Source organism: Saprospiraceae bacterium (assembly GCA_016714025.1).
Classification (GTDB): Bacteria; Bacteroidota; Bacteroidia; order Chitinophagales; family Saprospiraceae; genus Vicinibacter.
Map to the genome: position 1 here is coordinate 2,005,163 of JADJOB010000002.1, position 14,264 is coordinate 2,019,426.

A 14,264-nucleotide genomic window follows, 5' to 3' on the forward strand; every position below is an offset into this window, starting at 1 on the left:
CCAAGCGTGAACTTAAGTATCCTCATTGTAAACTATAATGTTCGACATTTTTTAGAACAATGTTTGACTTCGGTTGAGAAAGCCATCCGTAATGTCGATGCAGAAATTATTGTAGTAGACAATGCAAGTGTCGATGATTCTTTGGATATGTTGAGAAAGCAGTTTCCTAAAGTTAAAGTCATTGCTTCAAAAATAAATTTAGGATTTGCTAAGGCCAATAATTTAGCAGCAAGTCATGCACAGGGTGAATATATCCTTGCGTTAAATCCGGATACGGTTGTCGAAGAAGATTGCTTTACCAAATGTCTTCAATTTTTTAAGTCGCATCCTAAAGCAGGTGGACTTGGAGTACGGATGATCGATGGTTCTGGAAAATTTTTACCTGAATCCAAAAGAGGATTCCCAGGGTTTTGGGCAGCATTTTGCAAGATGACTGGAATTTATAAATTGTTTCCGTCAAGCGCGCTCTTTAATCAATATTACCAAGGGCATTTATTGGAACATGAATCAAACAAGGTACCCGTTTTATCTGGTGCATTTATGATGTTACCAAAAACTGTTTGGGATCAGGTTAATGGTTTTGATGAAGATTATTTTATGTATGGTGAAGACATTGATTTATCATATAAAATCGAACAAAACGGTTACGACAATTATTATTGCGCAGATACTAGCATCATTCATTATAAAGGAGAAAGTACCAGCAAAGGAAGCTTGAATTATGTGATTGCATTTTATAAAGCCATGATCATCTTTGCCAGGAAACATTTTAATAAATCCAATCGGTGGGCCCTTGTAACTATGCTTACCATGATCTTAGGAACCAAAGCATTTATTACGCTTATTAAAAATTATCTTGCTACAATTCAGGTAGTTTTATTAGATGCTACCGTATTAAGTGTTGGCTTTTATCTGATTCGACATTATTGGGCAAAATACTATCATGGCGATATTCATTATTTTAATAGTCCGGCAATACTTGTAAATACAGCCTTGTTTGTTTTGATTTGGATTGCTTGTTTTTATTTTCAGGGTGTTTATGAAAAGAAATATGCTTTAAAGGATTTATTAATTGCTGCAATTTGGGGATTTATCCTTAACCTGAGCCTGTATGCCTTATTTCCTGAAGACTGGCGCGCATCCAGAATGTTGTTGGTCTTGTCGTTCTTATGGGTTATTTTGTATGCAGTATTGAGCCGCTTGGTCTTCAACAGGCTCATAAGAAAATCCTGGATGATTGGAACCGCAAAAGCAAAACATGTCTTGGTAATAGGGGATGTTCAGGAATTAGAGAAAGTAAAATTTCTGATGCAAAAGACAGAACATACAGATCAGTTTCAATTAATTTCTGTTGAACAGCTATCGCAAATGGGAACAGAGCAATGGAAAGATTATATTCGAATTCATGGAATTCAAGAACTGGTTTTTTGTCAAAGTAAAATGGAGTGGAAGCACATCTTATCTTTTATGTCGAACATGAAGGATTTGATTAATTACAAAATCATGACAGCATCCGGATCGGGCATCATAAGCAGTCCTTCAAAAAACAATCAAGGTGAAATTTTATCTTTGGAATTGGAGTACAATTTATCTAAACCCGTTTATTTGAGACAAAAACGTTTGTTCGATATTTGGTTTTCAATTATGTTGATGATATTTTCCTGGATGGTTATTTTTATTTTTAAAAACAAAAGACAATTTTTAAAAAATATAAGTTCGGTAATTTTAGGAAAGCGAACCTGGGTGTCATACCAACAAAGTCCTGAGCCTTTGGATAATTTGCCGGTGATTAAACCCGGTATCTTAGTGCCTATCCATAACAATGAGCGCATTGTGATCAAAGAATTAGAGGCACAATTATTGAGTATGTATGCATGGAATTACTCAGTTTGGAACGATCTCGATATTTGTTTGCGTAATTTTCATAAATTAGATCAACATTAAATGGATTCCAGGATTGACATCATAAAAAACTATGTTTCGACCATTCAAACACAATTGATTGAATTGCGAAGAGATTTGCATGCACATCCTGAATTGTCGTTTCAAGAATCAAATACCTCTCTCAAAATTCAGTCTATCTTAAATCAGCTGGAAATCCCGCATACAATTGGTTGGTGTAAACATGGCATTGTCGGTGAACTACAAGGCAACAAAACATCAGATCGGGTGGTGGCTTTACGCGCTGATATGGACGCATTGCCAATTCATGAAAAAAATCAATGTTCCTATAAATCAAAGAATGAAGGGGTGATGCATGCATGCGGTCATGATGTACACATGACTTGTTTGATTGGGGCACTCAGAATTCTCAATCACAACAAAGACCTGTGGGCCGGAACAGTAAAATTTATTTTTCAACCAGCAGAAGAGAAGTTACCAGGTGGCGCTTCGATACTGATAGAAGAAGGCGTTTTAAATCAACCGGTTCCGGACTTAATTATCGGTCAACATGTGCAGCCGGGAATGGAAGTTGGAAAGATTGGAATTGGACCCGGCGCTTTTATGGCATCCTGTGATGAAATTTATATTACAGTTAAAGGAAAAGGAGGACATGCTGCACAAGCACATATGTGTATTGATCCCATCGTCATTGCGGCTCAACTCATTTTAGCCTTGCAAGCTTTTATGAATCGGGAAAAACCCGCCAACCAAGCATCCGTGCTGAGCATTGGAACCTTCCAAACCAACAGCGAAGCAACGAATATCATACCCGATGAAGTCAAACTATCCGGTACTTTTCGCGCATTAGATGAAAATTGGAGAAAATTTGCACACCAGCGAATCAAGGACTTAGCTTTTTCAATTTGTAAAGCTTTTAATGCAACCTGCGATATAGACATTCAGATTGGATATCCCTGTTTAATCAACAATCCGGAGCTAACCGAACAATTAATTCAAATTGGAACCGACTATTTAGGTCCAGCTCAAGTTGAACGATTGGAGTCCCGATTGACCTCTGAAGATTTTGCGTATTACTCCCGAAAGATACCGGCAGTTTTTTACAGACTGGGAGTAGGGCAGGTACCGGGTGTCCATCGGTCTGATTTTGACATCGATGAGTCTGCAATCGCCTATGGTGCGGGAACCATGGCCTACCTGGCAATGAGTCTTTAATCCGCAGTTTCTGTTTAACGGTTTGTTGAACATCAAGCCACTATGTATCTGTGTTTTTTAATATAAGGCAGGCCGGCTTTCTGAATTTATTAGAAGGGTTAAATTACATATAAAATAATTTACTAATTTGTAACTAAATATCAGACAGTATGTTATTTTTGTCTTTCCTTAGTTATTGAACTTATAATTACAGTTTTTGCATGGCGAGAATCCTTATTGTAGACGACGAACAGGCAATCCGAAGAGCGCTTAAGGATATATTAATCCTTGAGAAGTATGAGGTTGAAGAAGCGATTGATGGCTTAGACTGTCTCGTAAAGCTTAAACAAAAGGAGTTTGATGTAATCATCCTGGATATTAAAATGCCCAAGATGGATGGAATGGAAGCCCTTGATAAAATCCAGCTTCTGGTTCCAGATACCCCTGTAGTTATGATCAGTGGACATGCTACTATTGACACAGCGGTAGAAGCAGTAAAGAAAGGTGCATTTGATTTTATTTCTAAACCACCCGACTTAAATCGCCTGTTAATTACGATTCGCAATGCCATTGATAAGTCCTCTTTGATCACAGAAAAGAAGGTTTTACAGAAAAAGGTATCAAAGATTAAAATTCAGGAAATCGTTGGAGAATCCAAACAAATCATGAAAGTTCGAGAAACCATTGATTTAGTTGGACCCACAGAAGCCAGAGTTTTAGTAACGGGCCCTAATGGTACCGGTAAAGAGTTGGTTGCAAGATGGATTCATGAGAAAAGCAATCGGAATACGGGAAGCATTGTAGAAGTTAACTGTGCTGCCATTCCGTCTGAATTAATAGAAAGCGAGTTATTTGGTCACGAGAAAGGTTCGTTTACTTCAGCGATTAAACAACGACTGGGTAAATTTGAATTAGCCAATGGGGGAACCTTGTTTTTAGATGAAGTAGGGGATATGAGTCTATCTGCTCAAGCGAAAGTGTTGCGCGCCCTTCAGGAAAACAAAATTACCCGTGTTGGAGGCGATAAAGAAATTTCTGTAGATGTGCGGGTAATTGCCGCAACCAATAAAGATCTTCGGGAAGAAATTGCAAGAGGCCGGTTTCGGGAAGATTTGTACCATCGATTAGCTGTAATAATAATAGAAGTACCATCATTAAATGATCGTAAAGACGATATCCCTGTTTTGGTTGATCATTTTGTAGAACATATTTGTTATGAATACGGAATGCCTGTCAGGAAAGTAGATGATGCCGCAATTGAAGAATTACAAAAATACAATTGGACAGGTAACATCCGGGAATTGCGAAATGTCATTGAGCGATTGATCATTTTATCAAAAACTAAAATTACACGCAAGGATGTATTGGATTTTGTAATTCCTGCTAGCCAGCGAAATTATCGATACAAAGAGCTGTTTGAACAATTTGATAATTTCCAGGAATTAAACGATTTTATAAAAAGAGAATTCACAGCGTTTAAAACGCCAGTTTAATAATAATACCATGAATATTTTCTAAAGCCTGTCTATCCTAATTGGAGACAGGCTTTTTTATCTAAAGCCTATTTTATGAAAACACAAAAACAATGGTCGCAAATTAAAGGAGAAAACAGTTGGACTATGTTTAAGGTATTGGCAGAGTTTGTAGACGGATTTGAAACCTTAAATCGAATTGGCCCCTGTGTTTCTATTTTTGGTTCGGCCCGGGTTCGTGAAGACAATCCACATTACCAATTGGCAATGGCAGTAGCAGCGCGTTTGGTTGAAGAAGGTTTTGGTGTGATTACCGGAGGGGGACCTGGAATCATGGAAGCCGCTAATAAAGGCGCTTTTATTAATAAAGGGGTTTCAGTTGGTTTAAATATTCATTTGCCATTCGAACAATCAAACAATACATACATTGACTTTGACAAAAATTTACATCACCGGTATTTTTTTGTACGAAAGGTGATGTTTGTAAAATACTCTCAGGCGTTTATCGCCATGCCCGGAGGATTTGGTACGCTGGATGAATTGTTTGAAGTATTAACCCTCACGCAAACCCATCGCATCAATAAAGTGCCCATCATTTTAGTAGGAAAAACATTTTGGGAGCCTCTGAAGAAATGGATCGTAGAGGTCATGGTAAACACCTATCAATATGTAAGTCCCGAAGATCTTGATCTGATGCCTATTGTAGATACACCAGAGGAAGTGGTTTCGCAAATATTAAGTTATTATGAAGGGGATAGTTCAAAAGGATTGAGGCCTACATTTGAATTGTAAATCCAGTTACACAATTCAGTTTTGAAATTTCCAGGTAATTCCAAAACGAAAATAAAAATCATATACCGGGTAGTTTTTTACAAGACTTGGACGTTTTTCATTCCAAAAGGAATCTAATTGGTCTGCATATAAACTCAATTTAAAATCCGAAATATTGAAATGCATGTACAGTCCCATGGTATATAAAAAATCATTGCTAAGATTGGAACTATAAAACGATTGCAGAATCGGATTGAAGTTAAATTTATAATCAAATTGATAGAGTTTAAACTGCAAGCCAAATTCAGATTGGACAATTTTTTTAAAAATATGCTGATTGTAACTAATTGTATGATCAGAATGCCATCCATTTAAATGAGCGGGATCCGGTTGATAAGATTCTAAATAAAATTGATTATGGGTATTCCACTTTCTTGCATTGAAATTTAAATGCAACTGTAAGGCGGTCTTAGCTATCGAAGAACCCGTTTTTGGATGAGCCGTGCTATCAAAATAAACAAAATTCGAATAATTCGAAAATTTCAAATCAAATCCTGCGTTCAGGAAACCTTTACTTGTCAGTTTCAATTGTGCAGCCCATTCTGTAATAAAAGGACTTGAGTTGGCTAGCTCCCAAAAATAGGATTTATTTAAATTTAAATAGCTGAAGCTATAAGGGATCGGACTTTGCGTATGCATTGCGCTCAATTGTCCGCTTAACCATTTGGTTTGAATTAGTTCTGATGAAACGCTTGCATTCAATCCTATTTTATCATCAAAATAGATAGCGGAAAGTTTGGTATTAATTGCACTGCGACTTTTAAATTTAAGTTGATTAATAAAAGAAATTGCTGTGACCACTTTCTGTTGATTCAAGCTATCATGATCCATGTTATTTAAATCTAATTGATATTCAACGGAAGACTGAATGTTTGGGTGATTGATTAGCTCCAGATTTATTTTTTGACTGATTAATTTAGCATGTAAATAATTTTGAATAGTAAAGCTGTCAACATAAAAATAGTTATAAAGTATGGAATCAAGCGGCTTACCGTTATCCCGATAGTTAAAGGAGAATAGACTATAAAATCCGGTGTAACGAATTCCAGGATTAATGAGTTTGTTGGATTTTGAAAAACGATATTGCAGATTTAACAATACAGATCGTTCGAATTGTAAGGTTTTTGCTTTACTGTTATTTACGGGCACAGATTCTCGCACCCTGAAATTAGGGTCGAGCAAGAAGCTGTCGTTTACAATTCCCCAGTGATCTTGTGAACCATGCCGCTCATCAGAAAATACCAGACTGCTTGAAAACGATTCTTTTAGGTTTTTATAAAAAATACCTGTATTGAACAAGGTGTTTTCTTGTGCACCGAAGGCAAAGATTCCTTTGTTTTGTTGACGATTGTATGAAAAATTCCAAATAACTTGATTTCTAAATCGAGATGCAAATATTAAATGCAAGTCATAATTATCCTGAAAGCTGGCTTGTGAGTTCGTAAAAGAACGTCCCCTTTGAAGTTCGATTTCTGATATCGCTTTATTGGGTGAAATAAATCGATAGTTTTCTATTGCCTGATTGTCAAACCGGAGTCCATGAAGTCCATGATCCCAAAGTCTGTGACCAAAAGCTTGTGTTGGATTCCAGAAACGTGCAGGGTGGGGCATGTTTAATTTTATTCCGGGCAACTTATTTTCCTGCAATAAATAATCGGAAATACTATCCATTGTTTTGATTTCAAAAGCATTGACAGCATCAAATTCAATAATTTCTAATTTGATTTTATTGATACTATCCAATGTTAGTTTCTTAAGCGAATCTACTTCTGTCTGGGCAGTAGCCTGTTGGAAGCAAAAGGAATAAATACCGATAAATCCTATCAGGCAATTTAATAGTTTGCTATTTCCATTTAAATTCAATAAACAGAATTAAAACGGTTAATGATGAATTTTACTGAGAGAAGTAACAACCTGTCTGTGATCTGAAGTAATGAGTTTCAACCAATAATATCCAATTGGCAGGTCATCCAATTTAATTTGGAGTGAATTGCTATGATTTTCAATTTTAGAAGATTCTATGAATACTCCTCTTGCGTCAAAAATTTGGCATTCCTGAAAATTCAAGTTTAAATCTGTTTCAATATTCACAATATGGCTTGCAGGATTTGGATACAGTTTAACAGATCCATTTAGTATCCCATCAGAAGTGCCAACCGGATTGCATGAATAAACAGCATTACAGGGTTTTTCAACGCCTTCAACGACAAAGAGACCATTTTGCATGTCAGCCACAACAATATTTCCAGAAGGTAGATATGGATAATTTCCCCAGGAACCTTTATAACTTAAGTTATTGGGTAAGGTGGAAGTTGGATAATAAGCTTCTAATTTAGGTTTGGAAGGATTTTTAATATTATATACCTGAAGTCCGTCGTAATAATAAGATACATACGCGTAATCACATGAAACCAAGGGATTATGAGGAATGGCAATCGCTGTATCTTTTGAGGGAAACATGAGCGAAACAACATTTCCATTTGCAATATCTGAAAGATCAAATACTTTTAGCGGCAGCCCGTGATTTTCATCTGCCATGACATAGGTTTTTCCATCGGGTGTAAGCCAACCAGAATGATTGTAACCTGAGTTTGGATATTCATTTGGTTTTAATGTCAGGATGGGTTTTGGATTAGAAGCATCAGAAAAATCCATTATTGCTAAGCCTGAAGGTCCACAATTTAAATATACCGTATCGTTGCGCGCGTATGCATCGTGTACATGCGAAGCAGTGATGTCTCCAAATTTATTATAATGACCTATGAATTTAGGTTTTTCCGGATTAATGATGTCATAAAGTCCTAATGCAAAAAATCCATCTTTATTACTTTCAGAACAGGTATAAAGTCTTGCTTTTGGAATATCAATAAAAATATTGTGTACGCGTACCATGAATTCTCTTGAGTCATACACTACGATCGCGGTATCAGGTAAATTTGAAATATCTATGATTTGGAGACTGCTGCTGCCTTCATCACAAACTGCATAGAGGTAACAACGGTAATCATCGTAGTCTCTGTGAATTACATCGGGCCCATTAAAAGCTCCGGGAATTAAATAGCGTTCAAACAAATTTTTTGGATCGCTTACGTCAATGATGTGTGTACCGGAAGTTGAACCAATTACTCCATATTCATGTCCATTTACCCAAAAACCCCAGGCTTCATTAAAAGCATTATCATATGCAGCGGAGCCGACTACTTTTGGATCTCGCCAATGACCAAGTAAATTTAATTTTTTCGGTTGGGCATTTAAATTAATAAATGAAAAGCAAATTAAAAAGTACAGGAATGCATGTTGATTCATGAATTATAAGTTTAATACAGCAGGATTCATTCCCATAGTGGAAAAGCCTCCATCGTGATATAAATTTTGCATAGTAACCATTTTCGTTAAATCGGAAAACATGGCTACACAATAATCTCCGCAGGCATCTGCAGATGCATTGCCCAATGGACTCATTTTATCTGCATAATCATAAAATTCTTTAAATCCCTTCACACCAGATCCTGCAGTGGTCCAGGTTGGGGATTGTGAAATGGTATTGACCCGTACCTTTTTTAAGGTTCCAAAGTGATACCCAAAACTTCTGGCAAACGATTCCAACAATGCTTTGGATTCAGCCATTTCTCCGTAATCAGGAAATACACGTTGCGCAGCAATATAGGTCAAAGCTAAAATTGAACCACCATCAGCGATCGCATCCAATTTTAATGCAGACTGCATCAATTTATGAAATGAAATTGCTGAAATGTCGAAGGTCTTTTGCATGAAATCATAATTGGTATCGGTATAATGTTTTCCCTTCCGGACATTTAAAGACATACCAATTGAATGAAGGATAAAATCAATTTTTCCTCCTAAAATTTCGGTTGATTTCTTTAATAAATTTTCCAGATCCTCCACAGAAGTTGCATCTGCTCCAATGAGTTCGGCATTGAGTTTTTCAGACAATTCCATGATTTTACCCATCCTCAGGGCAACCGGTGCATTTGTAAGGGTTATTTTAGCACCTTGTGAAACACATTTTTCGGCAACATGCCAGGCAATGGATTGCTCATCCAGGGCTCCAAAAATAATTCCTCGTTTATTTGCTAGTAATTGATTTGACATAAGGGGTATTTTCAGCAAAATTACATTGGATCTCCTTAGGAAGGACCTAAATTATAGAGACCCGGTGTTAATTATTTAAGAACTTAAAGACCAATCAATTCAGTGGCATTTATTAGAGCAGCTTTGGTGGGGGGCTCGCCACTCAGCATTTTAGCTAATTCATGGAGCCGTTCGTCCTTATTGAGCTTCCGGATATTAGTTACCGTGTCGTTTTTAGTATGTTCTTTAAATACATAATAGTGTTGATTTGCTCTGGATGCAACCTGTGGCGAATGGGTGATGCAAATTAATTGGTGTGTCAGAGCCATACTTTTCAGGATATTGCCCATTTGAAGAGCTATTTGTCCTGAAACTCCGGTATCAATTTCATCAAAAATCATACAAGCTCCGTCGTTTTTTGTCGCCACCAGGGATTTTACCGCAAGGTTAAAGCGTGCAAGTTCGCCACCTGAAGCCTGGTCTTTTAATGGTCGTAAGACACCGCCTTTGTTGGCACAAAATAAGAAGTCAATCTGATCCATTCCCTGGGCATTAAGCACTTCATTTTGTTGTAATTGAATGTCAACGCGCGCATTGACCATCCCAAGGCTTATCAATAATTTCTGGATGTTGCTTACCAAACCGGGAATTGCAGCAATTCGTTTCTTTGAAATGCCTTGCGCGTCTTTTGTAAGTTGATTTTGTAATTGGTCTATTTCTTGTTGAAGTTTGATTAAATTTTCATCCGACATGGAAAGTTGGCTCAATTTGAATTCCAACTGATCTTTTAATTGGATTAATTCGATTTCTGTCTGGACTCGGTGTTTTTTTAACAATCGGTTGAGTTGATCCAGACGATGATTAATTTCTGTGATTCGTTCCGGACTCAATTCAGTTTGATCAGCAATGGATTCTAATTCCATACTGAGATCTTTTAATTCCGTTCGAACGCTATCCAATCGTTCGTAAATTGATTTTAAATTGGCATTGACCTGAAGATTCTTTAACAGGGAAATGCCCGTCTGGGTTTGATCCAACAGGCCCTGGTCTCCTTGAATAAGCTCAAAAACCTGCATGCAATTGGTTTTAATCTCCTCTGCTTTGGTAACGAGTTTCAATTCATTTTCAAGTGTTTCAAGTTCATTTTCTTTCAATTGTGCAGCCTGTAATTCGTTCCATTGAAATTCAATGAATTCTTTTTCAAGCATTCCGGATTTTAGGGATTCTGCTTGTTGTGTATATAAATTTTTCAAGCTTTGAAATTGCTTGAATTTAATTTCATAGTTAGAAACAGCGTCTGTCAAATCTGCATATTTATCTAAAGATTCCATTTGAAAAGATCGGTCAAACAAATCCAAATGATCAAATTGTTGATGAATGCTTAATAAAAATGGAGCGATTGATTGGATCACCGTTAACAATACCGGACTGTCATTAATAAACGAGCGGGTTTTTCCAGTCGGTAAAATTTCACGTCTTAATATTAGTGTATTTTGATTTTCAAGTTCGAAGCGATCGTTTAATTGCAATAAAAGTTCGTTGCTGATTTGAAACTCAGCTTCTATGATGCATTTTAGTTCATTATTTTTTAAATCTTTAACATCCGAACGGTTACCAAGAACCAGTTGTAAAGCGCCAATAATAATAGATTTACCGGCACCGGTTTCTCCGGTCATTGCAGTAAATCCGTTTTCCCAATTCATTTGCAATTGGTCAATGATGGCATAATTTTTAATCGAAAGACTGGTCAGCATCAGATCAAATTATTGGATGGCTTGTCCCAATTGTTGTGCACGTTGAAAATCTTGATTTGCAGCATCAATTTTTCCTAAACTTTGTAAAGTTTGTCCTCTTTCTGCATAAAACAAACCTGAATTAGGATTTAAGCGGATGGCATTATTAAAATAAGTGAGTGCTTTTTCTGCCTGGTTTAATAATACCAAACAGCGTGCCCCTTCAAACCAAAGTTCCGGACTTTTGGAATCCAATTTTAAATAGGAATCAATATCGGCTAATGCCAAATCTGTTTTTCCTGCCTGGTTGTATAAAATGGATCGATTGAGATATCCGACCTTCCAATTTTTATTGAGTTCCAATCCTTTGTTGATATCGGATAATGCTTCATCCCAACGTCCTAATTTTGCTTTAGCTGCCCCACGATTGACGTAGTACTCAGCTTCTGGCTTCATTTTAATCGCCTGATCATAATCCAGAATGGCTTTTTGATCTTCATTTTTATTAAAAAATAAGCGTGCTCGACTGTTGTAAGTAGCATGACCGGCTTTATATTTAATGGCCATGTTGTAATCCTCCAAAGCCCGGTCAAATTGTTTTAAATCCCTTAAGTAATTTGCTCGATTGTTATAGGGCAATGGTGTGTTTTGATAATATTTCAATACATGAGTCCAAAGGGTTTCAGAATTTTTCCAGATTTTCGTTTGGTTGTAACTCATAAAACTTAATACCACTAAATAGATGCCTATGGCAGCATAGCCAATTGACTTCATTTTGGGTTTTTCAATCAACCATTTTTGAGTATAGAAACAAAAGATAAAAAACAATCCAATGTAAGCAATGTAAGTAAAACGGTCTGCTAAATACCCTTGACCGGCAGCGAGAATTTGAAGCAGAAATACGATGTTGAAAAAGAAAAACATAAATCCAAAAACCAGGGCTTTTGCATTTTTCTTGTATGCATAATAAATACCATAAAGCATTATTATAGCAGCGGGTAATGAGAGATAATGCCAGATGCTCAATTTTTCCGGATAGGGATAAAGCGGAGACATCATATAAGGTACCAGCCATTTAATGCAATAAGTAATCAGACTGTAGGATCCAATAAATAAACGATCAATACCGGTATGCACCATGGAATTGGTTTCAAGGGAGCCCTGATCTTTTAGAAACAAGATGCCTATAATTCCAAACAAGAATGCAGCTAAAAAGTAATGAGTTTTTTCCAAGACCAATTTAAAATTCAATGGACGGTCTTTATAATAATCAACAGCAAGCATCGACAGTGGCAATGCAACCATTTGAATTTTTGCAAAAAGCCCGATGATAAATAAGCCAAAGGCGAGTATGGATTTCCATTTTGCAGGTTTATCCAGGTTGCGTATGTAGAGGTAAAGTGCAGGACAATAAAAAGCACCATACAAAACGTCCTTTCGTTCAGTAATCCAGGCCACCGATTCTACCCGTAACGGATGAAATGCAAATAGCGCAGATCCAATTAAAGCAAACCAAACATTGAGCTTGAGGGCTTGAAATATTTTAAAAACAAAATAGACACAAATCAAATGGAGTAAAATATTTACCAGGTGCATCCGGCTTGCATTCATTCCATAAATCGAATGTTCAATAGCGAAACTGAGGATGCTTAATGGGTTGTAATTTCCGATTACATTTTGGGTGAAAATTTCAGCATATTTATGTTCAAGGACCAATTTATTTTCATAGGTATTTCGGTCATCATCCCAGTTTACAAAATCACATTTAATGGCCGGACTGAATACGACAAAGGTAAAAACCAATAAAAGTAAGATGTATAAACCCGAATTAACTGATTTGCCGGATTCGGGTATTTGAGCTTCCACCTTTAGGGGAGGGGAACTGAAAGTTTTGGTTTTCTTTTTGGCCATTTAGAAGAATCTGAGCAAACAAAGGTACAAAAAATGGATTTGGTGCTTCCGGATTGGCTTTTGATTCCTAGCTTTCTAACGAATTTGTAGATTTGTGCTGTGAAGATAACAGCCGGCGAATTAGCAGCCTTAGTTCATGGAACCTTAGAAGGCGATCCGAATATCATAATTACTCACCCCAGTAAGATTGAAGAAGCGGTAGATGGGAGTTTGTGCTATTTGGATAATTTACAGTATGAACCCTATTTATACCAGACAAAAGCCTCTGCCGTATTGGTAAATAGCGGTTTTCAAGCCAAGTCCGAAGTTAAACCTGCAATCATTCGGGTTGATAATGTGCGATTGACGGTCAGTGAGTTATTCAAAAAATTCCAGGAATTTCCCCAAAACAGCGGGATTGATCCAAAGGCCGAAATTCATAAAACGGTCGTTTTAGGGGAGGCGGTAAGTGTTGGTGCATTTACCAATATTTCTGAATCTTCAAAAATTGGCTCTGGGTCTTACATTCATTCTCAGGTTTATATAGGAAAAAATGTACAGATTGGAGATCATGTGATCATTTATCCTGGTGTTCGCATTTATCAGGACTGCATTATCGGGAACCGGTGTATAATCCATTCCAATGCAGTTATCGGTTCTGATGGCTTCGGTTTTGCGCCAGACGAACATGGGGTCTATCAGAAAATAGCCCAATTGGGAAATGTGGTGTTAGGAAATGATGTAGAAATTGGATCCAATACAACGATTGATCGGGGTACCATGGGCTCTACCAAGATAGGTGATGGCTGTAAATTGGACAATCTCATCCAAATTGCCCACAACGTCCAAATTGGAAATCATACTGTCATTGCAGCGCAAGCAGGAATTGCAGGGAGTGCCAAAATTGGTAGTTATTGCATGATAGGAGGGCAAGTTGGAATTGCAGGACATTTGTCCATTGCAGATCGAACAATGATCCAGGCACAAAGTGGAATTGCCAGTTCGTTGGAGCAATCCAATGGAAAATGGTATGGATCTCCGGCTATGGAATATTTTGCTTTTTTAAGATCCTTCGCCGAATTTAAGAAATTACCCGCGTTGGCCAAGAAGTTAAAAGAGCTTGAGGATAAATTGAAATCTGAATCATAAT

The 14,264-nt window shown here is 37.0% G+C and carries 10 protein-coding genes; 5 read left to right on the forward strand and 5 right to left on the reverse strand.

Going from position 1 to position 14,264, the window contains the following annotated elements; translation table 11 throughout:
• Positions 1–6: 6 nt before the first annotated feature.
• From IPJ80_11100 to IPJ80_11115, 4 genes are all read left to right on the forward strand, one after another.
• Positions 7–1,944: a glycosyltransferase gene (locus IPJ80_11100; protein MBK7914034.1), complete on the forward strand. Its 1,938-nt coding sequence runs from the start codon at positions 7–9 to the stop codon at positions 1,942–1,944.
• Positions 1,945–3,117, forward strand: a complete 1,173-nt coding sequence (locus tag IPJ80_11105) for an amidohydrolase (protein MBK7914035.1) — start codon at positions 1,945–1,947, stop codon at positions 3,115–3,117.
• Between the two features lie 200 nt (positions 3,118–3,317).
• The gene (locus tag IPJ80_11110; GenBank protein ID MBK7914036.1) at positions 3,318–4,589 is read left to right on the forward strand and encodes a sigma-54-dependent Fis family transcriptional regulator; all 1,272 of its coding nucleotides are present in this window, start codon (positions 3,318–3,320) and stop codon (positions 4,587–4,589) included.
• 75 nt (positions 4,590–4,664) lie between these two features.
• Positions 4,665–5,360, forward strand: coding sequence for a TIGR00730 family Rossman fold protein (locus tag IPJ80_11115; GenBank protein ID MBK7914037.1), 696 nt, complete (start codon positions 4,665–4,667; stop codon positions 5,358–5,360).
• A 15-nt stretch (positions 5,361–5,375) separates the two neighbouring features.
• On the opposite strand, the gene IPJ80_11120 is transcribed toward IPJ80_11115, so the two are convergent.
• The 5 genes from IPJ80_11120 to IPJ80_11140 form a co-directional block, all read right to left on the reverse strand.
• On the reverse strand, positions 5,376–7,262 hold the full coding sequence (locus tag IPJ80_11120; protein ID MBK7914038.1) for a hypothetical protein: 1,887 nt from the start codon (positions 7,260–7,262) through the stop codon (positions 5,376–5,378).
• An 18-nt stretch (positions 7,263–7,280) separates the two neighbouring features.
• Positions 7,281–8,705 (reverse strand): choice-of-anchor B family protein, encoded by a 1,425-nt coding sequence (locus IPJ80_11125; protein MBK7914039.1) that lies wholly within the window; start codon positions 8,703–8,705, stop codon positions 7,281–7,283.
• A gap of 3 nt (positions 8,706–8,708) precedes the next feature.
• A complete protein-coding gene (locus IPJ80_11130) occupies positions 8,709–9,512 on the reverse strand; it encodes an SDR family oxidoreductase (protein MBK7914040.1) in 804 nt (267 codons plus the stop codon).
• Between the two features lie 83 nt (positions 9,513–9,595).
• Positions 9,596–11,245 carry a DNA repair protein RecN gene (recN, locus tag IPJ80_11135; GenBank protein ID MBK7914041.1) on the reverse strand — a complete coding sequence of 550 codons (1,650 nt, stop codon included), beginning with the start codon at positions 11,243–11,245 and terminating at the stop codon, positions 9,596–9,598.
• Positions 11,246–11,254: 9 nt separating this feature from the next.
• Positions 11,255–13,135: a tetratricopeptide repeat protein gene (locus IPJ80_11140; GenBank protein ID MBK7914042.1), complete on the reverse strand. Its 1,881-nt coding sequence runs from the start codon at positions 13,133–13,135 to the stop codon at positions 11,255–11,257.
• 99 nt (positions 13,136–13,234) lie between these two features.
• On the opposite strand from IPJ80_11140, the gene lpxD reads away from it, so the two are divergent.
• Positions 13,235–14,263 (forward strand): UDP-3-O-(3-hydroxymyristoyl)glucosamine N-acyltransferase, encoded by a 1,029-nt coding sequence (gene lpxD, locus IPJ80_11145; GenBank protein MBK7914043.1) that lies wholly within the window; start codon positions 13,235–13,237, stop codon positions 14,261–14,263.
• Position 14,264 lies beyond the last annotated feature (1 nt).

Coding starts and splice junctions, on each gene's coding strand:
- IPJ80_11105 (MBK7914035.1), top strand. CDS start 1,945: ATGGATTCCAGGATTGACATCATAAAAAACTATGTTTCGACCATTCAA.
- IPJ80_11110 (MBK7914036.1), top strand. CDS start 3,318: ATGGCGAGAATCCTTATTGTAGACGACGAACAGGCAATCCGAAGAGCG.
- IPJ80_11115 (MBK7914037.1), top strand. CDS start 4,665: ATGAAAACACAAAAACAATGGTCGCAAATTAAAGGAGAAAACAGTTGG.
- IPJ80_11125 (MBK7914039.1), bottom strand. CDS start 8,705: ATGAATCAACATGCATTCCTGTACTTTTTAATTTGCTTTTCATTTATT.
- IPJ80_11130 (MBK7914040.1), bottom strand. CDS start 9,512: ATGTCAAATCAATTACTAGCAAATAAACGAGGAATTATTTTTGGAGCC.
- recN (MBK7914041.1), bottom strand. CDS start 11,245: ATGCTGACCAGTCTTTCGATTAAAAATTATGCCATCATTGACCAATTG.
- IPJ80_11140 (MBK7914042.1), bottom strand. CDS start 13,135: ATGGCCAAAAAGAAAACCAAAACTTTCAGTTCCCCTCCCCTAAAGGTG.